This window comes from Streptomyces sp. NBC_00554 (assembly GCF_041431135.1).
Lineage (GTDB): Bacteria > Actinomycetota > Actinomycetes > Streptomycetales > Streptomycetaceae > Streptomyces.
Window position 1 is genome coordinate 2,913,235 of sequence record NZ_CP107799.1, and the last position, 25,593, is coordinate 2,938,827.

The window sequence follows — 25,593 nt, forward strand, 5'->3', positions numbered from 1 at the left end:
TGTCCGGGTCGGCTCCTCGGTGTCAGAAGCCTCCTCCGAAGTCCCCTCCCCCGCCGCCGAAGTCGCCACCGCCACCGCCGAAGCCGCCGCTGAAGTCTCCTGAGTCGAAGTCGGCGCCCGAGACGTCGCCGCCGTCGTATCCGGCGGAGCCGAAGTCGCCGTATCCGGAGCCGTAGTCGGCCGCGTACGAGGGGCTGGCCATCATGCTGCCGAGCACCGTGCCGACGAGGAGGCCGGGGAGCAGGCCGCCGCCGAAGTAGCCGCCCGCCCAGGGGCCGTAGGCCGGGCCCGCGTCCCAGTAGGGGCGGCGGCCGTATTCGGTGTCCACCTCGCGGATCGCCGGGTCGGCTCCGTCGGCGAGGCGGGCCCGGTCCGCCGCGCAGACCGGGACCTGGCGGGTCGCGCCGCCGGACGGTGTCCAGGTCGCGTCGGCCACCGACGGACCGTGCCGCGGGTCGAAGAAGCAGGGGGCGCGGCGCTCGGGGACCGGGCGGCCCTCGCGGCGCGCGGCGAGTTGGGCGAGCGAGAAGCGGCCGTCCTCCAGGGCCTGGGTGACGGGGCGTACGTCCTCGGGGTGCTGGGCAGCGGCCATGGACGACTTCGCCTGCTCGTACGCGTCCAGCGCGCGTTCGTAGTCCGCGCGCATCGCGTCGTCCGCGCCCGCTTCCGCGGGGTGGAAGTCGAGGCGGTCCAGTTCCTCGCCGAACGCCGTGATGTCCTCGTCCACCACCACGCGGAGCTTGTCGAGGGCTGCCCGCTGCTCCTCCGCCCTGCGGCGCTTCTTGCGTCGTACGAGCGTGTACGCGCCCGCGCCGCCGGCTACGGCCACCGCGCCGACCGCGATCAGTGCGGTCGTGGAGACACCGTCGCCTTCGGTGCTGCCGGAGTCCCAGCTCGCGGGGGCCGCGCCGCCGATGTTGGTGAGCGCGCGGTCCGTGAAGTCGTTCAGCTGGGTGTTGGTGTCCTCGTTCTGGACGCTGGTGACGAGGTTCTTCACTGCGGTGCCGGACATCACCGCGGAATCGGCCTTGGCGTCGAACTGGTCGCCGAGCCTGATCGCGTACAGGCCGGTGATGCCGGTGGAGGTGCGCAGGTTCTGGAAGAGGTTCTGGGTGGGGAAGTCCGCGGGGAGTACGGCCAGGAAGACGGGCTTGTCCGCGTCCTTGATCTTCTTCGTGAGGGCGTCTGCCTCTGTCGTGGACAGTTGGGCGGAGGCGGCGGGGTCCACGTACACCGGGGTCTCGCGGAGGGCTGCGGCTACCGTGCCGACGTCGGTGGCCGCGGGGGCCGCGTGGGCGGTGGGGGTCTGGGCCGTGAGGAGCGCCAGGGCGGCGAGCGTCAGTGCGCTCAGCAGTCCGGGGAGCGCTCTTGGGAGTGCGGCCCTCATGTCTTCGACGGTACCTGAAGGTGGCTGGAAGTGGACGGGTGTGGGGGTGGGGCTTGTGGGTTTTCGCCCCCTCCGCCCCTGCCCGTCCCTTGCTCCTGGGGGCTCCGCCCCCAGACCCCCGGTCGCCCGAAGGGCTCGTCCTCAAGCGCCGGACGGGCTGGAGATACCTGGCCCGGGCTGGAAAGTGGAGCCCCCTCGGGTGGGTGGGGGATCGGGATGGTGGCGCCTCGTCCTCGAACGCCGGACGGGCTGAAAGATCTCCGGCCGGGCTGAAGAGCGCAGCCCCCGAACGCCGGACGGGCTGGACCATCCCCGTCCGGCGTTCAAGAAGCGGAGCCCGAGTGATTCCAGAAGCGGAGCCCCAGAGCGCGGCAGTGCCTACGCCGCCTGGTACGCCTCCTTCAGTTTTGCCACCGCGGCCGCGTAGCTGCCTGTCAGCAGCAGGTGGTCGGCGTCTGCGAAGGGTTTCGCTACTGCTGGTGTGATGGTGGTGGTGCCGATTTTCTGCTGGACCAGGAGGCGGGCCTTGGTCACGGCGGTTCGGCCTGCTGTGGTGGAGCCCGTCTTGTCGGCGATCTTGGCTGCCAGGGCGAGGGCCGCCAATGTCGACGTACCGCCCGAGGGCGTCTTGGTGAGCGTCGTGAGGCCCCAGCCGTACGGGAACTGCGGGTCGTACGACGTGTCGCCGACGTTGATCGGCAGCTGAGCCTCGGACTTCGGCCAGGTGACGGGGAGTTGGCCGGTGAAGGGGCGCTTGCCGTAGAGGACGTCCGCGACTCCGTCGCCCTCCGTGCCGGGCAGCCAGGAGGCGACGAGGGCGTCGATGTCGCCGAGCCGGTCGCCGATGAGCTGCGGTCGTCCGGAGACGGTCAGGACCACGCACTTCATGGCGCCGCAGACCTTGTCGACGGCGGCCTTGTCCGCAGCGGTCAGTTCGAGGTCGTTGCCGTTGCCCACGTCGCCGACGCCCTCGGCGTACGGGGTCTCGCCCACGACGACCACGCCGACGTCGTAGCCGGTGGTCGGAGCGGACGCGTCCTTGGAGTAGCTGATCGTCGCGCCGGGAGAGGCTTTCCGCATCCCCTCCAGGATCGTCGTGCCCTTCGTGATCGCGCCGGAGGAGCCCTGCCAGGTGATGGTCCAGCCGCCGGTCTGGTTGCCGATGTCGTCGGCGTTGGACCCGGCGACGTACACCTTCTGGGACTTCTTGAGGGGCAGTACGCCGCCCGCGTTCTTCAGCAGGACCTGCGACTCGGCCGCCGCCTTGCGGGCCACGGCCCGGTGTTCGGGCGAGCCGATGTCGGAGGCGCCGCTCGTGTCGGCGTACGGCTGCTCGAAGAGGCCGAGCTTGAACTTCTGCGTGAGGATGCGCGATACGGCGTCATTCACGCGCTCCTCGCTGATCCGGCCCGCGTTCACCTCGCTGATGAGCGTGGTGTGGAATTCCTTGTACGCGTACGGGACCATGATCATGTCGAGGCCGGCATTGATGGACGTACGAACGTCGGAGGCGTAGTCGCCGGGGATCTGGTTGATGCCGTCCCAGTCACTGATGACGAAGCCGTCGAAGTCCATACGGTCCTTCAACACCCCGTTGATCAGGGCCGCGTTGGCGTGCATCTTGATGGGGCCCACATCGTCGCCGAGGATGTCGAGGGACGAGTAGGACGGCATGACCGAGCCGACGCCGCGGTCCACGGCGTCCTGGTACGGCGCGAGGTGCACCGCCTCCAGCTCCTGCTGGGTGACCTTGGTGATGCCCTGGTCGATGGTGTACGAGCCCGAGGTGGACGAGCCGTACTCGGTGCCGCCGTCGCCGACGAAGTGCTTGGCAGTGGCGAGGACCTTGTCGTTGTCGCTCAAGTCCTTGCCGTTGGCGCGGCCTTGGAGGCCCTGGATGATCGTCTCCATGGACTCGACGAGCGCCGGGTCCTCGCCGAAGGACTCGTAACTGCGGCCCCAGCGTTCGTCGCGGGTGACGCACAGGCAGGGGGCGAAGTCCCACGGGATGCCGGTGGCGCGGACCTCGGCGGCGGTCACCGCGCCGGTCTGCTGGGCGATCTGGGGGTCACGGGTGGCGCCGATGCCGATGTTGTGCGGCATGACCGTCGCGCCGACGAGGTTGTTGTGGCCGTGCACCGCGTCCACGCCGTAGATCAGCGGGATCTGGAACCGCGTTGCCTGCGCCCGCAGTTGGAAGGAGTCGATCATCTTCGCCCACGCCTCGGGGGTGTTGGGCGTCGGGGTCGAACCACCGCCGGAGAGCAGCGAGCCGAGGTCGTACGTCGCGATGTCGCCCTGCGAGGTGAGCGCGCCCCGCTCGGCCTGGGTCATCTGACCGGCCTTCTCCTCCAGGGACAGCCGGGAGACGAGGTCGGCGACGCGCTTCTTCACGGACAACTTCGGGTCCAGGTACGGGAGTCCGTGGGCGTCGATGACGACCTGCGGGGTCTCGGCGGGGGCCTTGGCGCCGGTGACGGTGAGCTTGAGAGGGATCGTCTCGGCGGATTCGCCGGACTTGTCCTTGAGGGTGGCCACCGAGATGGTGCGCGAGGTGCCGGACGCGGTGCCCGCCGGGAAGGTGATCGAGCCCTGGACCTGTACGAAGTCCTTGCCGGGCTGGGCGGTGCCGCCGTCGCTCTGGTACGCGATGGTCACCGGTTCGTCGATCGGAACGGCGCCGGTCGTGGCGACGGAGACCTTGACGGCAGCCTTGCGGCCCTCCGCGACCGGGTAGACCGCGGAGTCGGTGATGACCCTCGCACGCAGTGACTGGTCGGCGGTGCCGTACAACTCGACGTCGTCGATGGCGAACTGGCCCTTGATGCCGACCGGGAGCTGGATCGCGTAGCCCCACATCTCGGTGAGGCCGAGGATCTGGTCGATGCCGCCGACGGGCTGGTAGTCCGTGCGATAGGTGAAGTCGGTGAAGGGGATCTCGATCTGTTTCCAGCCGGTGAAGTCGTCCGTGAAGGACGTCCTCCACAGCTCGGAGGCCTCGCCGTTGGCGCCGCCGTCCTTGAGCTCGAAGGGGATCGTCTTGCCGTTGTTCTGGCCGTCCCACCAGAAGCGGATGCCCTTGTGCGCGGACCAGTCGTGGGCAGGCTGAGCGAAGGCGAAGTCGTGGGTGAAGCCGCCGTAGCCGCTGATGTCGTAGGTGCCCGTGAGGACCTTGGCGCCCTCGGGGGCGTCGGCCCGGGCGGTCAGGGCCAGTTGGGGCAGATCGTCGGCGTCGCCGCCCCACGAAAAGAGGCCTTCGGCGGGCGGATTCGCGAACGGAACCTCGCCTTCGAAGGCGTCGACGGGGACGGGAGGCGGGTCGTCGGCTCCGGCGGCGGCCGAAGCGGACGCCAGGGGCAGCAGCCCGGTGAGCAAGGCGGCGGACACGAGCAGGGCGGTTCTTCGCATGGACCTTCCCTCGACTCTCGTTGATCCTCTTGGTTCTTTTCGATTCCTCTTGGTTCCTCTTGGTTCTTCTTGGCGCATCCTCTTCGGTGTCCTGAAGAACCCCTCAACGCTCTTCAGTACTCTTACGACTTAGATCACGCCGTGAGTTAACTGGCGTCCCGGCAAGCAGTCAAGACTTCACGTCAGAACCGGTACACGGGCAATTGGCGGCCGGATCAGGCTTGTTGTTCCTTCAGACCCTGAACGCGCAACCCCTTGACGCGCGCCCGCAGCCGTCATTTACTCACGCCTCGCACGCCCCAATCCCCCACCCCCAGAAGGGCTGCGCACCATGAGCACCACGAGTAGGACCAGATCCCTGAAGAGAACGGGCCGGGCCGCCCGGCTGCTCGTCGCCGGGCTGCTGACGACGGCCGGGCTCGGCGTCGTCGGTACCGCTCCCGCCCATGCGGCGGGTGAACAGGTCACCGCCTACCTGACGACGACCGACGACACCGGCGGCCGCCATGTCGTACGCGGATTGCAGCCGCAAACGCCTTTCGCCTTCCAGGCCGGCAGTGGCGGCACCGGCGACAACATCACCGTCGACGAGAACACCCGGTACCAGACGTTCACCGGTGGCGGTGCCTCCTTCACCGACACCGCCGCCTGGCTGATGAACAGCAGCGGGGCGCTGACGCAGGCCCAGCGTGACGCCGCGATGACGAAGCTGTTCTCGCCGACGGACGGGATCGGGCTGTCGTTCGTACGCAATCCGATGGGTGCGTCGGACCTCGCGCGGTTCGGGTACTCCTACGACGACGTGCCCGCAGGGCAGACGGACCCGACTCTCGCCCAGTTCTCCATCGCACACGACCTGGCGGACGTCGTGCCGCTGACCAAGCAGGCGCGCCAGCTCAATCCGGCACTGACCGTGATGGCCTCGCCGTGGACGGCGCCGGCCTGGATGAAGGACAGCGGGTCGCTCAACGGCGGCTGGCTGAAGTCGGAGAACTACGGGGCCTACGCCTCGTACTTCGTGAAGTACCTGCAGGCGTACCAGGCTCAGGGCGTGCCGGTCCAGTACGTCACCGTGCAGAACGAGCCGACGTGTTGTTCCGGGTACCCGTCGATGAGCTGGAACGCTTCCGGGCTCGCGTACTTCACCAAGAGCGAGCTGCTGCCGAAGCTCCAGGCGGCGGGGCTGTCGACCAAGGTGCTCGCCCATGACTGGAACTGGGACGTGTACGACTCGTACGCCGCCTCGACGGTCGACGACGCGGCGGTCCGCACGCACCCGAACTTCGGCGGGGTCGCGTGGCACGGCTACGGCGGCGACGTCACCAAGCAGACCACCGTCCACAACCAGTACCCGACGCTGGACGCCTTCGGCACCGAGCACTCCGGTGGCACCTGGATCGCCAACCAGCAGCGCGAGGACATGCTCAACATCGTCGACTACACCCGGAACTGGGCGAAGTCGGTGACGAAGTGGTCGCTGGCCGTGGACCAGAACATGGGGCCGCACAACGGTGGCTGCGGCACCTGCACCGGGCTCGTCACCGTCCACAACGGTGACGCGCAGAGCGGGCAGGTCGACTACACCATCGAGTACTACACGATGGGGCACCTCACGAAGTTCGTGAAGCCGGGGGCGCAGCGGATCGCTTCCACGGCGAGCACGTCCGTGCCGAACGTCGCTTGGCGGAATCCTGATGGGTCCAAGGCGCTGATCGCGTACAACGACGCGTCCACCCCGAAGACGGTGACGATCAACTGGGGGTCGCAGCACGCTACTTACTCGCTGCCGGGTAAGACCTCAGCGACCTTCACGTGGTCGGGGACGCAGGCCGGTGGCGGCGACCAGAGTGGTGCCTTCGTGGGACTTGCCGGCAAGTGCCTCGATGTGGCCGGTGGTTCTTCGGCCAACGGGACCGCCGTGCAGCTCTACGACTGCAACGGCTCGACGGCGCAGACCTGGACGGTCAAGGCCGACGGGTCGGTTCAGGCCCTCGGGAAGTGCCTCGACGTGACGTCGGCGTCCACTGCCGATGGGGCGCAGCTTCAGCTCTACGACTGCAACGGGACGGGGGCTCAGCGGTGGTCGTACAACTCCACCACCGGAGATGTCGTCAATACCGCGGCCAACAAGTGCCTTGATGTGACCGGGAATTCGTCGGCGAACGGGGCTCGGGCGCAGATCTGGACCTGCACGGGGGCTGCCAACCAGAAGTGGCATCTGCAGTAGGGGGTGCGGGGCGGAGGTGGGAGTTTTTCGCCCCCTCCGCCCCTACCCGTCCCTTGCTTCCTGGGGGCTCCGCCCCCAGACCCCCGTATCGCGCTGACGCGCTCGTCCTCAAACGCCGGACGGGCTGAAAGACTTCTACTCCGCCGGCTCGACCCCTGCCCGTAGCAACCCGTACGTGTACGCGTCCTCCAGTGCCTGCCAGGACGCCGCGATCACGTTCTCCGCGACGCCGACCGTGGACCACTCCCCCGCACCGTCTGAGGTGGAGATGAGGACGCGGGTGGTGGACTGGGTGCCGTGTTTGCCTTCGAGGATGCGGACCTTGTAGTCGACGAGTTCCAGCTTGGCGAGCTGGGGGTAGAGCTTTTCGAGGGCTACGCGGAGGGCGCGGTCGAGGGCGTTGACGGGGCCGTTGCCCTCGGCGGTGGCGACGATGCGCTCGCCCTTGGCGAAGAGCTTGACCGTGGCTTCGTTGGCGTGGCTGCCGTCGGGGCGGTCCTCGACGATGGCGCGCCAGGACTCGACCCGGAAGTACTTGCGGGCGCGGCCCTCCGCCTCCTCGCGGAGCAGCAGCTCGAACGACGCGTCGGCCGCCTCGTACGTGTAGCCCTGGAGCTCGCGCTCCTTGACGCGGGCGACGACCCGGCCGACCAGCTCGCGGTCGTCGCTGATGTCGACGCCGAGTTCCTTGCCCTTGAGCTCGATGGAGGCTCGCCCTGCCATGTCGGAGACCAGCATCCGCATGGTGTTGCCGACCAGCTCGGGGTCGATGTGCTGGTACAGGTCCGGGTCGACCTTGATCGCGGAGGCGTGCAGGCCTGCCTTGTGCGCGAAGGCGGAGACACCGACGTACGGCTGGTGCGTGGAGGGGGTCAGGTTCACCACCTCGGCGATCGCGTGCGAGATGCGCGTCATCTCGCGCAGAGCGCCTTCGGGGAGCACCTTCTTGCCGTACTTCAGCTCAAGGGCCGCCACGACCGGGAAGAGGTTGGAGTTGCCGACCCGCTCGCCGTAGCCGTTCGCCGTGCACTGGACGTGTGTCGCGCCCGCGTCGACGGCGGCCAGCGTGTTGGCGACCGCGCAGCCCGTGTCGTCCTGGGCGTGCATGCCGAGCCGGGCGCCGGTGTCGGCGAGGACCGTGGCGACGACCGCCTGGACCTGGGCCGGGAGCATGCCGCCGTTGGTGTCGCAGAGGATGACGACGTCGGCGCCCGCCTCGTGGGCGGCGCGGACGACGGCCTTCGCGTACTCGGGGTTCGCGCGGTAGCCGTCGAAGAAGTGCTCGCAGTCGACGAAGACCCGGCGGCCCTGGGCGCACAGGTAGGAGACCGTGTCACGGACCATCTCCAGGTTCTCGTCGAGGGTCGTGCGGAGCGCGAGTTCGACATGGCTGTCGTGGGACTTCGCGACCAGGGTGATCACCTGGGCGCCGGAATCGAGGAGCGCCTTGACCTGCGGGTCCTCCGAAGCCTTGGCGCCCGCGCGGCGGGTCGCACCGAAGGCGACCAGCTGGGCGTGCTTGAACTCGATCTCCTGCTGGGCGCGGGCGAAGAACTCGGTGTCGCGCGGGTTGGCGCCGGGCCAGCCGCCCTCGATGAAGCCCACCCCGAAGTCGTCCAGGTGCCGTGTGATGGCCAGCTTGTCCGCCACGGTGAGGTTGATGCCCTCGCGCTGCGCGCCGTCGCGCAGCGTCGTGTCGAAGACGTGGAACGAATCGTCGAGTTCGCTGGTGTCCGTCATGGTGTCTGGCTCCTGAGGTTTGGATCTCGGTCTGTACCGGAATGACCGGCTCCACCGTCCTCCAATGATCCCTCGCGCTCCTTTCCCGGCTTGAGGTGGGCCAGGAAAACGAAAAACCCCTCGCGGGTGCGAGAGGTCTGCGCGCGGGTCGAAGACGACGGTGCCCGCCCGTACGTGGTGGTACGTGGCGGTCACTGCGGACCGGCGCGCCTGCTGCCAATAATCGTGGCGAACGAGAGCACGGGGGCAGTCTGGCACAAATCCGCCCCCGCGCTCAGGCCCGTCTCAGGATGCGAGCACGCCGCTGGTCACCGCAGGTGCCGTACGAAGGCGTCGGTGCCCTCGTTGGTGTCGCCGGCCGGGATCAGCGTCGGGTCGGACGACAGGAAGAGGATGCCGCGGGCGCCGTCGGCGATCCGGCCCGGCAGGACGTCGGCCGTGGCGGTGCCGCCGGTGGTGTCGGGCGAGACCAGGGTGGTGGTGCCCTTCCTCAGGTCCCGCAGGTAGACGGGGTACTCCTTGCCCCACTGGCTGCCGGCCTCGGTCACCTCCGACATGAAGGTGAGGTACCGGCCGTCGGCGCTGATCGCGGCTTCGCGGGTGTAGACCTCGCCGGGGCCGCCCTGGGTGCCGTGGATGCGCTGATTGGTGCCGGAGGCGATGTCGTGCACGAACACGTTCCAGCTGACGTCGTTGTCATCGGGGACGAGGTGGGTGTCCCGGGACTCGAAGACGACCGTACGTCCGTTGCCGCTGATGGACGGGTTCAGGGACTCCTTCTCGGTCCCTGAGCCGTCGTAGGAGCGGTCGATCTGGGTGTGCTCGCCCGTGGTGCGGTCGTACATCCACACGTCGCCCCAGTCGTCGCCGCGCGGGCCGTTCGCGTAGTTGTACTGGTAGACCACGCGGCGCCCGTCGTCGCTGACCGTCGGCTGGAAGGCGTTGCGCGGCTCCCAGGTCGGCTTGGGGTGGCTGATCCGCTCGGTGGTGCCGGCGACGCGGTCGCGCAGGAACACCACGCTGGTGCCCGCGGCCTCCTCCTGGAGCGTGTAGACGGCGTAACGGCCGTTGGGGCTGACGGAGACCCCGGCGGGCTGCCCGGTGAAGCCTTCGGGGATCTCGATGCCGAAGCCCACCCGCTTCCCCGTGCCGATCTCGTGGATCCAGACGTCTGTGTCCTCGGCGGACGGGGCGTATTCGACGTAGACATAGCGGCCGTCGTTGAGGACCGCCAACAGACCGCCGAACCCCGCGAAGCGGAGCTTCCCGGTCTGCGGGTCGCGTACGTACATGCCGCCGTGCGGCATGTTGGGGTCCAGGTCCTCGGCGTTCGAACTGAGCGCGATGTGGCGGCCGTTGCGGCTGATGACGGCAATGGGCGTGGTGCCGTTGCCCGCCTTGCCCTCCGGCGTGACACTGATCGGCTCGGTGTGCGGGGCCCTGGGCGCGGCGCCCGCAGTGGTTCCCGTCAGCGCCACCGTGACGGCGACGGCGACGGCCGTGAGTGCGGCAAGCCGCTTGTTCCTGTGCATGGTCGTTCCCCCGTGGTTGGTCGTGGGTCATTGGTTGGTCGTGGTCACTGGTTGATCGTGGTCACTGATTGGACGTGACCGTTGGTTGGTCGTGATCACTGGTTGGCCGTGGTCATTGCACTGTCCGCAGGAAGACGTCCGACACCCCGTTGGTGTCCCCTTCCACCAGATCGGGTGATGCCGACTCGAACGCGACGACGGTGCCGTCGGCGTTGACGGAGGGGTGCCCCGCCGCAAGGTCGTTGCGGCCGCCCCAGCGGTCGACGCTGATCAACTGCCGCTTGCCGGTGGCGAGTTCGAGCAGGTACACGGAACGGCCCAAGGTGTACGCGACATGCGCGCCGTCCCCGGCGAGCGAGGGCTCCGTGCCGTTGACCCGGGTCGTGGTCCCGGTGTCGAGGTCCTTGACGTGGACGCTCGTGCCCTGCTGGAAGGCGACCTTGCGTCCGTCCGCGCTGATCGAGGGGGCCGAGGAGTTGCTGCCGGCCTTCTCCAGGTCACCGGTGTCCAGGTCGCGGACGTAGGTGTCGGGGCCCTGCTCGAAGGCGATGTACCGGCCGTCGTAGTCGATCGACGGGTTGCCCGCCGCCTCGTCCGTCGGCGCGCTGACCACGTCGGTGGTACCGCCGCTGAACTTGAAGCGGTAGACGCGGGGTTGCGGGTGAGGGTCGGCCTCGGTCGCGGGCAGCGTGGCGGCGTAGGTGATCCACTGGCAGGTGGGACTCACGCTGGGCTGTCCCATCCAGGTGAAGCGGACGCCCTGGTAGGAACCCAGGCTGGTCAGCTTGCCGACCGCGCGGTTGCGGATGTGGACGCCCGGGCCGCCGTCGGCTGCGAGCGGGGCAACGTAGCCGACCTCGCGTCCGCTGTAGCAGGGCGTGACCTCGTGCGAGGGGCCCTGTGAGGTGGAGTTGACCAGGGAGACTCCCCCGGCCACGCTGACGAATACGTTCGTGTCCTTCGGGTCGTCGGTCCCCTGCGAGGTGAAGGCGACGACTTTGTCCTCCCCCATCGCCGGTTCGTAGGACGCCCCGGACAGTTGCTGCCCGTCCCATGTCGTGCTGACCCGTTCGGTGACGGACGGCATCGGGTCCGGGTTCTCCCGGAGCGCGCCCGAGAAGACGAACACGTCCGACTCTCTGTTGGTGTCGCCCGCCACCAGATGGGACGCATCCGAACTGAACGCCACCGCACGCCCCTCGGCGGCCAGCATGTCGTCTCCCGACTGGGCGTTCGGCGGGAGGGCGGCTCCCCGCAGCCCCGTCCGCAGGTCGCGCACCCGCGTGCCGTCCTCGCCCGAGACCACGGCGTACCGGCCGTCCGCCGTGGCCGACATGGGCCGCCCGTCGGCCACCCGCCGTGACTCGCCCGTGCGGAGGTCGTGGACGTACAGGCCGCTCTCGGCGTCGAGGAGGACGCGGCGGCCGTCCGCGGTGATGCGGACCAGGTGGGCGGCGCCGAGGCCCGTGTCGACCTGGGTCCGCTCGCCCGTCGCCCGGTCCTTGACGAAGACGTCGACCGGGTCCGTCTCGGAGTCGGTGCGGACGCCGTACGCGATCCGTTCGCCGTCGCCGCTCACCGAGGCCCCGGCCTTGTCGCCCTCCTCGGCCGGTGAGATCAGCTCGTCGGCGCCGGTGGCCGTGTCGCGGACGTACAGCAGCCGGAAGTTCTCGTCGCCGTTGCGGTTGCCGATGGTGTATGCGACGTGCGTGCCGTCCGGGCTGACCGACTGCGCGCGGCCCAACTCGTTGAAGCCGGGCGGGTTCTCGGGCCACAGCTTCTCCGAGCTGCCGGTGGCGCGGTCGTACAGGTACGGAGCCAGGAACCGGGTGCCCGCGGAGAAGCCGATCCGGCTCCCGTCGGCGCTCGGCATCGGCGAGCCGTAGGTGAAGCCGCTGCCGAGGTCGATCTTGGTGACCGCGCCGTCGGCCAGGTCCTTCACAAGCAGGCACGGTGCGGAACGCGCGCAGCCGAAGCCCGGCGCGGTGGACGTGAACGCGACCTGGCGGCCGTCGGCGCTGATCGCGGCGCCGCTCGACGGCCCGTCGGCCTGGCTGCCGTCGGCGGCCGTGCTCACCCTCTCCAAGGTGGATGCGTGCGGTGCGGCGGACGCGCTCGTCCCGGTGAGCGCGAGTAACAGCGTCACCCCTAAGCAGACTCCGGACACTCCTGCGGCTCTGGTCATGTTCCCCCCTGAGGTCCCCGTGGACGTTTCTCCCCCGGCCCCACGCCGAGGGCCCTCTTCGAGGCAAACGCACCACGCGCTACAGGGTCAATCCCCCGTAATGCGTACAACCCGGACCGTTGATCAGTCGTCCGGGAGAAGCCCGTCGTCCAGGAACTCCCGTACGTGGCTGAGAATCTGCCCCCGGTCCGTGCCGCGCAGCCCGATCGCCACATGGATGGAGAAGCCGTCGAGGAGGGCCCGCAGCCGCGCGGCGAAACGGTCCGGGTCGACGGAGCGGAACTCGCCGTGCGAGACGCCCTCGGCGAGCAGGGCCACCAGGTCCCGGTGCCAGGCGCCCTCGATGGCGACCTGCCGCTCACGGGCGTCGTCGTCGGCGTTCTGCGAGCGGTTCCAGACCTCCAGCCAGAGGGTCCAGTGCGGGTCGCGGTGGCCGTCGGGGACGTACAGGTCGACGTAGGCGTCGAGGCGCTCGCGGGCCGTGGCCGGCCGGGTCAGCAGCCGGCCGCGCTCGACGCCCAGGCGCCCCTCGCTCCATTCCAGGGTCCGCAGCAGCAGTTCGTCCTTGGAGCGGAAGTAGTACAGCAGATGACCGCTGCTCATCCCGACCTCGCGGCCGAGCGCCGCCATGGTGAGCTTCTCCAGACCGCGTTCGGCGATCATGTCCATGGCGGCGGCGAGCACGTCCTCGCGCGGGGGCGCGTTCCTGCGCGGACCGGCCATCCCGTACTCCTCAAACCTTCGGCTGCTGCTGGGTGATGCAGTGGATGCCTCCGCCACCGGCAAAGATCGTACGTGCGTCCACCAGTGTGACGGTCCTCTCGGGGAACAGTCGGCGGAAGATACCGGCCGCGATCTCGTCGCGCGGGTCGTCGAATCCGCAGAGGACCACGCCACCGTTGCAGAGGTAGTGGTTGATGTACGAGTAGTCGGCCCAGTGTCCGTCGGCCTCCAGGACGGTCGGGGCGGGGACCTCGACGACCTCCAGCCTCCGGCCCCGGGCGTCGGTCTGCCCCTTGAGCAGGCCGATGATCTCCTTGCTGACCTCGTGGTCGGGGTGCGCAGGGTCCTGCTGGGAGTGCGCGACGACGACGCCGGGGCGCGCGAACGCGGCGACGATGTCGACATGGCCGAGGGTGCCGAAGCCGTGCGGCGGATAGTCGCCGGTCAGCCCGCGCGGCAGCCAGATCGCCTTGCGGGTGCCGAGGTGGGCGCGGATCTCCGCCTCGACCTGCTCACGGGTCCAGTCCGGGTTGCGCTCGGGGCCGAGCTGCACGGTCTCGGTGAGCAGGACGGTCCCCTCGCCGTCGACATGGATCGCGCCGCCCTCGTTGACGAGCTTCGAGGCGTACGTCCGTGCCCCCGCGAGGTCCGAGACGTACGCGCCGATCTTCGCGTCGTGCTCCCAGCGGGCCCAGTCCTGGGCGCCCCAGCCGTTGAACGTCCAGTCCACGGCGGCGAGTTCACCCTTCCCGTCGGTGAGGAAGGTGGGGCCGATGTCGCGCATCCAGGCGTCGTCGAGGTCACGTTCGACGACATCGATCCCGGGGCCGAAGAGTTCGAGAGCCGCCGAGGACTGCCCGGGCCCGCACACCACGGTCACCGGTTCGAAGCGGCGGACCGTGCGGGCCACCGCCGCCCAGGCCTCGCGCGACTCGGCGAGATCGGCCGGATTGTCGAAGGTGTGGTTGGGCCCCGGCCACGCCATCCAGGTGCGCTCGTGCGGGGTCCACTCGGCAGGCATTCGGAAACCGTCGGCGGCAGGCGTGTTCATAGGAGTTCAGTTCCTTACAGGAAATACAGGCGGTTGAGGGAGACCGAGTCGGCGGGCTCGGAGCGGATCGGGTCGCCGTCGAGGGTGACAAGGCCGGTGCGCTGGTCGACATCGACGGCTCCGGTACGGGAGTTGAGGCGCAGGTCGGCCGGACCGATGCCGCGGGTGCCGCGGACGGCGACCCGGCGCCGCCGGGTGGGCATCAGGTCGTTGCCCTGGTCGAGCGCCGCCTGCGCGACGAAGGCCACCGAGATGTCGGCGGGCGTCGAGCCGTGCGCCCCGAACTGCGGCCCCAGGACGAGGGGTTCGCAGGTGTCGGTGGCGGCGTTGGGGTCGCCGACGACGCCGTACGCCGGGAAGCCGGACTTGAGGACCAGCTGCGGCTTGGCGCCGAAGTACTCGGGCCGCCACAGCACGATGTCGGCGAGCTTGCCGACCTCGATGGAGCCGACCTCGTGCGCGAGGCCGTGGGCGATGGCGGGGTTGATGGTCAGCTTGGCCATGTAGCGCAGGACGCGTTCGTTGTCGTGGTCATCAGGGGCGCCGAACTCGGCCTTCATCTTCCCCGCCATCGCGAAGGTCCGGCGTACGGTCTCGCCCGCGCGGCCCATGCCCTGCGCGTCCGAGGAGGTGATGCCGATCGCGCCCAGGTCGTGCAGCACATCCTCCGCACCCATCGTGCCGGCCCTGATCCGGTCGCGGGCCATGGCGGCGTCGCCGGGCAGGTCGGTCTTCAGGTCGTGGACGGAGACGATCATCCCGTAGTGCTCGGCGACCGCATCCCGGCCGAACGGCAGGGTCGGGTTGGTGGAGGAGCCGATGACGTTCGGAACTCCCGCCATTTTCAGGACATTCGGTACGTGCCCGCCGCCGCACCCTTCGATGTGGAAGGCGTGGATGGTGCGCCCTTCGAGCACCCGGAGGGTGTCCTCGACCGACAGGCATTCGTTCAACCCGTCGCTGTGCAGGGCGACTTGGACGTCGTACTCCTCGGCGACGCGCAGCGCGGTGTCCAGCGCGCGGGTGTGGGCGCCCATGTCCTCGTGGACCTTGAAGCCGGACGCGCCGCCCTCGGCGAGCGCCTCGACGAGGGGTGCGTCGGAGGACGACGAACCCCGGCCCAGGAAGCCGATGTTGACCGGCCAGGCGTCGAAGGCGTTGAAGGCGTGGCGCAGCGCCCAGGGCGAGTTGACGCCGACGCCCCAAACCGGGCCGAACTCCTGGCCGATGATCGTGGTCACCCCGGAGGCGAGCGAGGCCTCCATGATGCGCGGCGACAGCAGATGGACGTGCGTGTCCACGGCACCGGCGGAGGCGATGAGCCCCTCGCCGGACACGATGGACGTACCCGTGCCGACCACGACGTCGACACCTTCGAGGGTGTCGGGGTTCCCGGCCCGCCCGATGGAGCAGATCCGTCCCTCGCGGATGCCGATGGAGACCTTCCTGATCCCCTGCGCCGCGTCGATCACGACCACATTGCTGATGACGACGTCACAGGTCTCGCGGACGGCGGCGGCCTTGAGGTGCAGCCCGTCGCGGGCGGTCTTGCCGAAGCCGGCGAGGAACTCGTCGCCGTACTTCTGGGCATCGGACTCGACCTGGATCGTGAGCCCCGAGTCGCCGAGGCGGACGCGGTCGCCCGCACGCGGGCCGTGGGTGGCGGCGTACTCGTACGGATTCATCGGTGCTCAGCTCCCTCGGTTCCGAGATACCCACAGGCGGCTGCCCTGCGCAGGGCCTCTTCCTTGGCCCCCGGCGCGTCCAGCGGGCCGTCGACCAGACCGGCGAAGCCGATCGCGATCCGCTCGCCGCCGATGGGCAGCAGCCCGACCTCGGCGCTCTCGCCGGGCCCGAAGCGCACCGAGGAGCCCGCGGGCACGGCGAGCCGCATCCCGTAGGCGTCCGCGCGCGGGAAGTCGAGCCGCGGGTTCGCTTCGAAGAAGTGGAAGTGGGAGGTGACGGAGACCGGCACGGTCGCGGTGTTCACGACGAGGAGCCGTACGACTGCCTCGGGCTCGGCGTGCGCGGGACCCGGCAGCAGTGCGCCCGGCGCCTGATCGCCGAGGCCGCCGCCGATGGGGTCGCTGACGACCGCGAGACGCGAACCGTCGTCGAAGACGGCCTCGACGTGCACCTCGGTGACGACGTCGGCGACGCCCGGCAGTACGTCGTCGGGGCCGAGTACCGACCGGGCGCGCTCGATGGCCTCGGCCAGCCGCCGCCCGTCCCGGGCGGCCTCGCACACGGTGTCCGCGATGAGCGCGGTCGCCTCCGGCACGTTGAGCAGGACGCCGCGCGCCCTGCGGGACCGGGCCAGCTCGGCGGCTCCGAAGAGCAGCAGCCGGTCACGTTCCGTCGGGGTCAGTCTCATCCCATATCCCTTCTTTAGAACACCACTCTAAACAGCAAAACCCATTTCCGAAAGCTTGACGCATCGCCTGCTCCAGGTTCACATTGAGCGTCACTCTAAGAATGAGGAGACCCAGGCCATGCCGATCGAACAACGCGGCGTCGACACCATCCCCGACGAGGAACGCACCAGCGGGCCCCGTGACCTCGTGTCGATCCTGCTCGGCTCCAATCTCTGCCTCGGCGTGATCATCTTCGGCTGGCTGCCGGCGTCCTTCGGGCTCGGCTGGTGGGCCTCGGTCACCTCGATCGTGGCGGGCACGGTGGCCGGCACGGCGATCACGGCTCCGCTCGCCCTGGTGTCCCTGCGCACGGCGACGAACCTCTCCACCTCCTCCGGCGCCCAGTTCGGCGTGCGCGGACGGCTGGTCGGCTCGGTCGTCGGCCTGCTGCTCGCCCTCGGCTACACCGCGCTGACCGTCTGGATCGGCGGCGATGTGATGGTGGGCGTACTGAACCGGCTGTTCGGACTGCCGGTCAACGGCATCTCGTACGGCGTGATCTACGGGCTGCTCGCCACGGCGACGGTGGCGGGCGCGGTGTACGGCTACCGCGTGCTGCTCGCCATGTCCCGCGTCCTGGCGATCGGCATGACGGCGCTGCTGGTCGTGGGCGTGATCGCGTACGCCCCGCACTTCACCACCGCCCCGCTCCCGGAGGCCGGCGGCTATCTGCTCGGCTCCTTCTGGCCGACCTGGCTGCTCGCGGCGGTGGCGGCGGGCCTGTCCGGCCCGATCGCGTTCATCACCCTCCTCGGCGACTACACGCGCTACATCTCCCCGGCCCGCCACTCCTCCCGCAAGGTCCTGCACGCCACCTGGCTTGGCCTGACCGTCGGTCTGCTGGTCCCTCAGCTCTTCGGCACCTTCACGGCGTACGCGGCCCGCGCGGCCCTCGACTACGCGGGGCCGCTGGTCTCCGCCTCCCCCACCTGGTACCTGGTCCCGCTGCTGCTCGCCGCCACCGCGGGCTCGGTCGGCAACGCGGGTCTGATGCTCTACTCGATGGGGCTCGACCTCGACGCGATTCTGCCGCGCGCCTCTCGCGCGCAGGCCACCCTCTCGGTTGCCGTCGTCGCCACGGTCTGCGTCTTCGTCGGTCATTACGCGTCCAGTGCGCAGGACGCGATGACCTCCTTCGTGCTGCTGCTGACCGCCATCGGGACGCCGTGGGCCGTCGTCACCCTCATCGGGTTCGCGCGCTGCCGTGGGGTCTACGATCCGGACGCGCTCCAGGTCTTCAATCGGCGTTCGCGGGGCGGGATCTACTGGTACCGGGGCGGCTGGAACGTGCCGGCCGTGGTCGCGTGGGCGCTGGGCGCGTTCGTCGGGCTGCTGGCGGTGTCGCTTCCCTCTTACGAGGGGCCGCTGCTTTCGCTGACCGGCGGGGTGGACTGCAGCTTCCTGCTGTCGGGGGTTGTCGGGGGTCTTGTGTACCTGGTGCTGTCGCCGAAGGGGGCGCCACATCCGGTGGCGGCCGGGCAGGAACTGGCTCGCGCCGAGAGCGGGCGCTGAGCTGAGCTCCCGCTGGGGTTGCGGTGTTTCGTCTGCGGGGCCGTTGTGGCTGGTCGCGCAGTTCCCCGCGCCCCTTTGGGGCGCTCCGCTTTGGGGCGCTCCCCTCCCCGCCCCCGTTGAAGGGGGGCGGGGTTCAGGACACCGTCAGCCCAGCGGGTGCATCCAGCCGTGCTTGTCCTCGCTGACTCCGCGCTGGATGTCGAGGAGTGCCTCGCGCAGTCGCAGTGTGACCTCGCCGGGTTCGCCGCCCGACTGCTGCCACTCGCCGCTGGTGCGCTTGACCGTGCCGACGGGGGTGATGACGGCGGCGGTTCCGCAGGCGAAGACCTCGGTGAGGGTGCCGTTCTCGGAGTCGCGCTGCCACTGGTCGATGGAGATGCGGCCCTCTTCGGACTCGTAGCCCAGGTCGCGGGCGACGGTGAGTAGCGAGTCGCGGGTGACACCGGCGAGCAGGGAGCCGGTGAGCGCCGGGGTGACGATCTTGTTGCCGTACACGAAGTACAGGTTCATGCCGCCGAGTTCCTCGACCCACTTGTGCTCGACCGCGTCGAGGTAGGCGACCTGGGCGCAGCCCTTGGCGGCGGCCTCGGCCTGGGGCAGCAGGGAGGCGGCGTAGTTGCCGCCGGTCTTGGCGTCGCCCATGCCGCCGGGGACGGCGCGCACGTGGTCCTCGGAGAGCCAGATCGACACGGGCTGCACGCCGCCCGGGAAGTACGCGCCCGCGGGGGACGCGATGACGAGGAAGAGGTACTCGTTGGCGGGCTTCACGCCCAGGCCGACCTCGGTCGCGATCATGAACGGGCGGAGGTAGAGGGACTCCTCACCGCCGTGCGCCGGGACCCATGCCCTGTCCTGCTGGACGAGGACGTCGCAGGCCTCGATGAACGTCTCGACAGGCAGCTCCGGCATGCCGAGTCGGCGGGCCGAGGCCTGGAAGCGCTTGGCGTTCATGTCGGGGCGGAAGGTGGCGACGGAGCCGTCCGCCTGCCGGTACGCCTTGAGGCCCTCGAAGATCTCCTGCGCGTAGTGCAGGGTCATGTTCGCCGGGTCCAGGGAGAGCGGTCCGTACGGAACGAGCTGGCCGTCGTGCCAGCCGCGACCCTCGGTCCACTTGATGGTCACCATGTGGTCGGTGAAGTGGCGGCCGAACCCGGGGCTGGCGAGGATCGCCTCGCGCTCCGCATCCGAGCGGGGCTGCGAAGAGGGCTTGAGCTCGATCGTGGGCGTCGTCATGAGTGGTTGTCCTTCACCGGTTGTGTGTGACGGGCCGCGCTCACGCCAGTACTGCCAGTGGCCAGTGCTAGGACGTCCGAGCATTCCCTCATTCCGCGGCTCCGCGTTCGATTATCGCGTGTCCGGAGCCGTGGACGAAATGGTGTGAATGCGGCCCATGGGATTGCCCAGGGGTAGATGGTGGCACCCGGCGAGGGCATAGGGAAAGCCGCCGGGTGCGGATGCGACCCGGCGGCTGCTACGAAACGTAAGTGCGCGGCGGGGTCAGCCGGCTACTCGTACGGCGAGCGCGTCGCCGATTTCCTCGGTGGAGCGGGCGGGCTTGCCCACGCGCTCGGCGAGGTCGGTGGCGACCGCGTCCTCGATGCGGGCGGCCTCGGTCTCGTAGCCGAGGTGGCGCAGCAGGAGGGCGACGGAGAGGACCGTGGCGCTGGGGTCGGCCTTGCCCTGGCCCGCGATGTCGGGCGCCGAGCCGTGCACGGGCTCGAACATCGAGGGGAACTCGCCGCTCGGGTTGATGTTGCCCGAGGCGGCGACGCCGATGCCGCCGGAGACGGCCGCGGCGAGGTCGGTGATGATGTCGCCGAAGAGGTTGTCGGTGACGATCACATCGAAGCGGGCGGGGTCGGTGACGAGGTAGATCGTCGCCGCGTCCACGTGGATATAGTCGGTGGTGACCTCGGGGAACTCCTCGGCCACCTTGTTGAAGATGTTCGTCCAGAGGTGGCCCGCGAAGGTCAGCACGTTGTTCTTGTGGACCAGCGTCAGCTTCTTGCGCGGGCGGGCCTGGGCGCGGGCGAAGGCGTCACGGACGACGCGCTCGACACCGAACGCCGTGTTCACGGAGACCTCGGTGGCGACCTCGTGCGGGGTGCCCTTGCGGATGGTGCCGCCGTTACCGGTGTACGGGCCCTCGGTGCCCTCGCGGACCACGACGAAGTCGATGGCGGGCTCACCCTTGAGGGGAGTCTCGACACCCGGCAGCAGCTTGCTCGGCCGCAGGTTGACGTGGTGGTCGAAGAGGAAGCGGAGCTTCAGCAGGAACCCGCGCTCCAGGACGCCGGAGGGGACCGACGGGTCGCCGATCGCACCGAGCAGGATCGCGTCGTGCTGCTTGAGCGCCTCGGCGTCCGCGTCGGTGAGCGTCTCACCGGTCGCGTGGTACCGCTTGGCGCCGAAGTCGAACTCCTTCGTCTCCAGCTTCACATCCTGAGGAAGGACGGCGGAGAGGACCTTGAGTCCCTGGGCCACGACCTCCTGGCCGATGCCGTCACCGGGAATCACTGCGAGATTGATGCTGCGAGACATAGCGGCACCGTACTCCTCGTCCCATGGGATGACACCGGGTGTCCGCCATACGGACGTCGACGTCTGTGGCGCACCGACCCTTCGGCCTCCGTTCACCCGTACGTATGGCGGGTGTTGGGGCTTGCTGGGAAATTCACCAGCATGGACCCTCGCGTGGCCCCCGACCTGGACCTTCCCGACTTCGGCATTCCGCCGCGGCTCGCGCGCCGCATGAGCATGGCGGAGCAGCACGAGTACCTGCGGACGAAGCTCACGCGGCGCCGCGCGCTGGTGACGGCGGGCGCGCTGGCGGGCGGCGGGCTGCTGGCCGGCTGCGCGTCGGGCACCACGTCGGACAGCAGGAGCCCCTCGACCACCGCCACCGGCCTTGTGCACGGTTCCGCCATCAAGCCCTTCGGCCGCCACCTCGCTTTCGGCGCGGACCCGAAGACCCAGATGCGGATTTCCTGGCAGGTGCCGCTCGCGGTCAGGAAGCCGTACATCCGCGTGGGACCGTCACCCTGGGACCTGAGCCGGAAGATCGACGCCGATCTCCGCGACCTGCACACACCGGGACTGACCGGGGTACGGCTCGCGCTCGACCAGTACTACCTGCACGCGGCGCTCGACGGGCTGCGCCCCGGCACGACGTACTACTACGGAGTGGGTCACGAGGGGTTCGACCCGGCGGCCAGGGAGCACCGCGGCACGGTCGGCTCGTTCCGCACGGCGCCCGCCACCAGCCCCGGGAAGTTCGTGTTCACGGCCTTCGGCGACCAGGGCGTCACCCCCGACGCGCTCGCCAACGACAAGCTGATCCTCGGCCGCAGCCCGGCCTTCCATCTGCACGCGGGCGACATCTGCTACGCGGACGTCAACGGCCAGGGCCAGAAGTCGGACTCCTACGACCCCGGCGCCTGGGACCTGTTCCTCAAGCAGACCGAGTCGGTGGCGAAGTCGGTGCCGTGGATGGTGACGACCGGCAACCACGACATGGAGGCCTGGTACTCGCCGAACGGATACGGCGGCCAGTCGGCGCGCTGGACGCTCCCCGACAACGGCTTCGACGCACGGAACGCGCCGGGCGCCTACTCCTTCACGTACGGCAATGTCGGCATCGTCGCGCTGGACGCGAACGACGTCTCGTACGAGATCCCCGCCAACAAGGGCTACACCGACGGCAGGCAGACGGCCTGGCTGGACAGGCGGCTCGGTGAACTGCGCAAGAGCGTCGACTTCGTCGTGGTCTTCTTCCACCACTGCACGTACTCGACGTCCTCGCACGCCTCGGACGGGGGTGTGCGGGACGCCTGGCTGCCGCTGTTCACCAAGCACCAGGTGGACCTGGTGATCAACGGGCACAACCACGTGTACGAGCGGACCGACGCCATCAAGGGCGGCAGGGTGGGCAGGCGGGTGCCGGTCGGCGCGTCGACCGATCCGACGCGGGACGGGACCGTGTACGTCACGGCGGGCGGGGCGGGCAAGAGCCTCTACAGCTTCCCCGTCGGGGTCGAGGACAGCTACGAGGGGAAGGTCGCCGACCGCGAGTCGGTGGACACCTTCCACTGGACGAAGTCCAAGGACCAGCGGCCCGAGACCGTGGAGTGGTCGCGCGTGCGGTACACCGGCTACTCCTTCCTCTCGGTGGAGGCGGAGGCGGGTGCGACGCCCCGGCTCAAGGTGTCGGCGCTGGCGCAGAGCGGCAGGCGCATCGACTACTTCGAGGTGCGGCGCGGGGTCTGAGCACTCCGGGGTACGGCACGGGGGCGCACTCCGGGGTACGGCACGGGGGCGCACTCCGGGGTACGGCGCGGGACACAGGCCCCGCACCGCACCCCGTGCGGGCGCGGCTCCCGGTATGAGTGCGGGCCTCAGTGGCCCGTCTCGCCGCCGTTGTCCCTGCGGTCGAGGGCACGCTGGAGGGCGGCGGCGGCGTTCTTGCGGTCTGAGTCGCTCGTACGGGACGCGCTCGTACGGGAAACACGACGGACTCGGCGGACGGTCGTCTCGGCCATGATGAATCGACTCCTTGCCTCCGGATGCGAGCAGCCGGAAGTGCGGTGAGGGGTTTCGAGACGCCGGAAGAGGCGGGGAGCGCGGTGCCGCAGGGGTTGCCTGCCAAGGGCTCCGGCTCACGACCGCCATTCGCTTGGTCGAGCGAGACGTTCGGCTCCTACCAAGCTAGGCGAGGACCGGGCATCTGTCTCCACAATTACTCGGACTTCCTACTATCTGAGACGGCGGATTGGGTCACACCGCTCTGACCTGGGAAAACCGTCCGGCCGCGGTCACGCCCCCCGAGGACGGGACCCCCGCAGCTCCCTGATCAGCGCGCGAACGGCGACCGTCGTGGCGAGTTCCGGCGTGGTGACGTACCCGACCGAACGCGTCGGGCGCTCCGGACCGAGATCGGTGATCTCGGTTGTGAGCGGTGCACTCGTGAGCGAGAGCGCGGGCATGATCGCCATTCCGAGACCACTGCTCACCATCGAGAGCACTGCTCCGTCGTCCTCGGCGTGGACCGTCGCGCACGGGATCCAGTCCTGGGCGGCCCACCAGGTCCGGGTGTAGGAGGAGCAGTTCTCGGTCCAGTCGACCAGCGGGAGCGAGCGCGGGTCCGGATGACCGGCCGGGTGCACCAGGGCGTACGGCTCCTCGATGAGTACGTCGCCGATCAGCTCCGGCGGTACGGGGGTACCCGTGCCGAGCGTGGCGATCCCGATGTCCGCCCGACCCGCGGCCACCTCCCCCGCCGTGCCCGGCCCCACTTCCCGTACCACCCGCACGGTCGGCTCGATCCCGGGATGCCGGGCCGTCAGCCGCTCGAGGGCGGCCGGCAGCAGGTGCAGTGCCGCACTGCGGAAGGCGGCGATGCGCAGCGGCCCGGCGACGGTGTCGGCGCCACCGGGCCCGGCGCCCGCGCCCCGCGCCTCCGCCGCCAGCGCGTCCAGCATCCGCAGTACCCGCCGCGCGTGCGCCACGGCCCGCTCCCCCGCGGCGGTGGGGCGCGCCCCGTGCCGCCCGCGTTCGAAGAGCACGACGCCCACCTTGCGTTCGATGCCGCGCACCGCGTGCGAGACCGCGGACTGCGTCGTGCCTAGCGTGCCGGCGGCCGCCGAGAAGCCGCCCTCACGGGCGATGGCCACGAGGGTCCGCAGTTCCTGCGGGGCAAGGTCTTCGCTGCTCATCAGGGGTCCCACCTGCCGCTATGAGTACGGCTCATGGATGCGGCCGTTCCATGAGCGCAACCCTCTGCCCGGTGGCCGCATTCCTCCTTACGGTCCCCTTCATGAACGACATCGCGCTCACCGTCCAGCAGACCGCCCGCCCGACCGGTTTCCCCACCCCGGAGCACTTCCGTTTCGCCGAGTCACCCGTCCCCGAGCCCACGCCCGGCACAGCCCTCGTCGAGAACCTGTACTGGTCCGTCGACCCCTACCACCGCGAGATGATGGACGCCGACTTCGAGCTCAACTCCCCGCTGGAGGGCCGCACTCTCGGCCGCGTGATCGACTCCCGGGACCCGGCGCTCCCCGAGGGCGAGATCGTCTTCCACCGGCGCGGCTGGCGCACCCACTCCGTGGTCGGCCCCGAAGAGACCAGACGCCTCCCGCACTTCGACGGGGTACCGCTCTCCGCGCACCTGAGCGTCCTCGGCGGCACGGGCCTGACCGCGTACGTCGGTCTCACCCGGATCGCCCGACTCCGGGAGGGCGAGGACCTGTTCGTCTCCGGGGCCGCGGGCGGGGTCGGCACGGCCACCGCACGGTTCGCGCGACTGCTGGGCGCCGGACGGCTCGTGGGCAGCGCGGGCACGGCGGCGAAGGCGGCGTATCTGAAGGAACAGGTCGGCTACGACGAGGCGTTCGACTACCGCTCGGGCCCCGTGGCCGACCTCCTGGCCAAGGCCGCCCCGGACGGCATCGACGTGTTCGTCGACAACGTCGGCGGCGACCACCTCGGCGCGGCGATCGGCGCGCTGCGCGAACGCGGCCGGGTGGTACGCGTCGGCACGATCAGCCAGTACAACACCCCGGTCGCGCCGCCCGTCCCCTTCAACCACGCCGACGTCGTCGAGAAGAGCCTGCGCATCGAAGGCTTCCTGGTGCGCGACTACACGGACGTACAGCAGGAGTTGTACGAGTTCGCCGTACCGCAGCTGCGCAGCGGCCGGCTCACGCCCGACGAGACCGTCGTCGACGGCTTCGAGCGGATCGTGGACGCGTTCCTGTCGATGCTGCGGGGCGGCAACACCGGGAAGATGATCGTGCGCGCTGCCGCATGACGGACCGTCAGAGCACTTCTCCGTCCCGCCAGTCGAAGACCAGCTCGTGCGCGGGATCGAGGCCGGCGGCGACGGGTCGTACGAAGGTCGAGCCCTCCTCGTCGGGCAGGTGGACGACACCGTCAGGACCGAGGGCGCAGATGCGACCGGGCCAGCGCTGCCAGCCGCGAGCGGCGTACAGAGCCACCCCCTCGTCGCTCGCGGACAGCGCACCGAGCCCGTACGCCCCGTCGACCACCCGCTCCAGCTCCGCCATCACCCGGGCGCCGAGACCCGTACGGCGAACATCGGCCCGTACCCCCACGGCCTCCACGTACCCGACCCGCAGCGAGCGCCCCCGGTGCAGCACCCGGCGCTGGATCACGGAGCCGTGCGCGGCGAGACCCCGCTCGTCCCGCACGAGCGCGTGGATGCCGCCGAGGCCGTGATCCCAGTCCTCGTCACTGAAGTTCCCTTCGAAGGCCTCGTCCAGGAGCGCGCGTACGGCACCGAGTTCGGCGGGGGTGAGGTCCGCCGTGTGGGCGGTGCGCAGTCGGGTGGTCATGGGCTCAGTATTCCCAGCGCTCACACACGTGGGCCGGACAGCCGCCGTTGTCGGCAGCTGTC

At 69.8% G+C, this 25,593-nt stretch carries 18 protein-coding genes; 4 read left to right on the forward strand and 14 right to left on the reverse strand.

What is annotated here, in order from left to right; genetic code table 11:
• Positions 1-22: 22 nt before the first annotated feature.
• Together OG266_RS12620 and OG266_RS12625 are read right to left on the reverse strand one after the other, a co-directional pair.
• Positions 23-1,387, reverse strand: a complete 1,365-nt coding sequence (locus OG266_RS12620) for a hypothetical protein (RefSeq protein WP_371545549.1) — start codon at positions 1,385-1,387, stop codon at positions 23-25.
• 378 nt (positions 1,388-1,765) lie between these two features.
• Positions 1,766-4,795, reverse strand: coding sequence for a glycoside hydrolase family 3 N-terminal domain-containing protein (locus OG266_RS12625; RefSeq protein ID WP_371545552.1), 3,030 nt, complete (start codon positions 4,793-4,795; stop codon positions 1,766-1,768).
• 331 nt (positions 4,796-5,126) lie between these two features.
• On the opposite strand from OG266_RS12625, the gene OG266_RS12630 reads away from it, so the two are divergent.
• Entirely contained in the window at positions 5,127-7,022 is a 1,896-nt protein-coding gene (locus OG266_RS12630; protein ID WP_371545555.1) for a ricin-type beta-trefoil lectin domain protein, read from the forward strand.
• Between the two features lie 135 nt (positions 7,023-7,157).
• Here the strand turns inward: OG266_RS12630 and cimA are convergent, their stop codons facing one another.
• From cimA to ureA, 7 genes are all read right to left on the reverse strand, one after another.
• Complete coding sequence (gene cimA / locus OG266_RS12635) at positions 7,158-8,762, reverse strand: citramalate synthase (protein ID WP_371545558.1); 1,605 nt, start codon at positions 8,760-8,762, stop codon at positions 7,158-7,160.
• A 308-nt stretch (positions 8,763-9,070) separates the two neighbouring features.
• Entirely contained in the window at positions 9,071-10,294 is a 1,224-nt protein-coding gene (locus OG266_RS12640; RefSeq protein ID WP_266474704.1) for a hypothetical protein, read from the reverse strand.
• 112 nt (positions 10,295-10,406) lie between these two features.
• Positions 10,407-12,479, reverse strand: coding sequence for a TolB family protein (locus OG266_RS12645; protein WP_371545561.1), 2,073 nt, complete (start codon positions 12,477-12,479; stop codon positions 10,407-10,409).
• A 123-nt stretch (positions 12,480-12,602) separates the two neighbouring features.
• Positions 12,603-13,202, reverse strand: a complete 600-nt coding sequence (locus OG266_RS12650; protein WP_266474708.1) for a TetR/AcrR family transcriptional regulator — start codon at positions 13,200-13,202, stop codon at positions 12,603-12,605.
• Positions 13,203-13,212: 10 nt separating this feature from the next.
• Complete coding sequence (locus OG266_RS12655; protein WP_371545564.1) at positions 13,213-14,253, reverse strand: agmatine/peptidylarginine deiminase; 1,041 nt, start codon at positions 14,251-14,253, stop codon at positions 13,213-13,215.
• Between the two features lie 14 nt (positions 14,254-14,267).
• Entirely contained in the window at positions 14,268-15,938 is a 1,671-nt protein-coding gene (locus OG266_RS12660; RefSeq protein ID WP_371545567.1) for an urease subunit alpha, read from the reverse strand.
• Positions 15,935-16,627, reverse strand: a complete 693-nt coding sequence (gene ureA, locus OG266_RS12665) for an urease subunit gamma (protein WP_371545570.1) — start codon at positions 16,625-16,627, stop codon at positions 15,935-15,937. Before ureA ends, OG266_RS12660 begins: the two co-directional genes overlap by 4 nt.
• A gap of 118 nt (positions 16,628-16,745) precedes the next feature.
• Between ureA and OG266_RS12670 the strand changes: the two genes are divergently transcribed.
• The gene (locus OG266_RS12670; protein ID WP_371545573.1) at positions 16,746-18,179 is read left to right on the forward strand and encodes a cytosine permease; all 1,434 of its coding nucleotides are present in this window, start codon (positions 16,746-16,748) and stop codon (positions 18,177-18,179) included.
• 144 nt (positions 18,180-18,323) lie between these two features.
• Here the strand turns inward: OG266_RS12670 and OG266_RS12675 are convergent, their stop codons facing one another.
• Complete coding sequence (locus tag OG266_RS12675) at positions 18,324-19,412, reverse strand: branched-chain amino acid aminotransferase (RefSeq protein WP_371545576.1); 1,089 nt, start codon at positions 19,410-19,412, stop codon at positions 18,324-18,326.
• A gap of 264 nt (positions 19,413-19,676) precedes the next feature.
• Complete coding sequence (locus OG266_RS12680) at positions 19,677-20,720, reverse strand: 3-isopropylmalate dehydrogenase (RefSeq protein WP_266474718.1); 1,044 nt, start codon at positions 20,718-20,720, stop codon at positions 19,677-19,679.
• Between the two features lie 165 nt (positions 20,721-20,885).
• Between OG266_RS12680 and OG266_RS12685 the strand changes: the two genes are divergently transcribed.
• The gene (locus tag OG266_RS12685; protein WP_371552763.1) at positions 20,886-22,445 is read left to right on the forward strand and encodes a purple acid phosphatase family protein; all 1,560 of its coding nucleotides are present in this window, start codon (positions 20,886-20,888) and stop codon (positions 22,443-22,445) included.
• Between the two features lie 128 nt (positions 22,446-22,573).
• Here the strand turns inward: OG266_RS12685 and OG266_RS12690 are convergent, their stop codons facing one another.
• Together OG266_RS12690 and OG266_RS12695 are read right to left on the reverse strand one after the other, a co-directional pair.
• The gene (locus tag OG266_RS12690) at positions 22,574-22,717 is read right to left on the reverse strand and encodes a hypothetical protein (protein WP_266474720.1); all 144 of its coding nucleotides are present in this window, start codon (positions 22,715-22,717) and stop codon (positions 22,574-22,576) included.
• Between the two features lie 273 nt (positions 22,718-22,990).
• The gene (locus OG266_RS12695; protein ID WP_371545579.1) at positions 22,991-23,890 is read right to left on the reverse strand and encodes a LysR family transcriptional regulator; all 900 of its coding nucleotides are present in this window, start codon (positions 23,888-23,890) and stop codon (positions 22,991-22,993) included.
• A gap of 101 nt (positions 23,891-23,991) precedes the next feature.
• Between OG266_RS12695 and OG266_RS12700 the strand changes: the two genes are divergently transcribed.
• Positions 23,992-24,987, forward strand: coding sequence for an NADP-dependent oxidoreductase (locus OG266_RS12700; RefSeq protein WP_371545583.1), 996 nt, complete (start codon positions 23,992-23,994; stop codon positions 24,985-24,987).
• A gap of 7 nt (positions 24,988-24,994) precedes the next feature.
• Here OG266_RS12700 and OG266_RS12705 read toward each other — a convergent pair whose 3' ends face one another.
• Positions 24,995-25,531, reverse strand: a complete 537-nt coding sequence (locus tag OG266_RS12705; RefSeq protein ID WP_371545586.1) for a GNAT family N-acetyltransferase — start codon at positions 25,529-25,531, stop codon at positions 24,995-24,997.
• Positions 25,532-25,593: the final 62 nt, after the last annotated feature.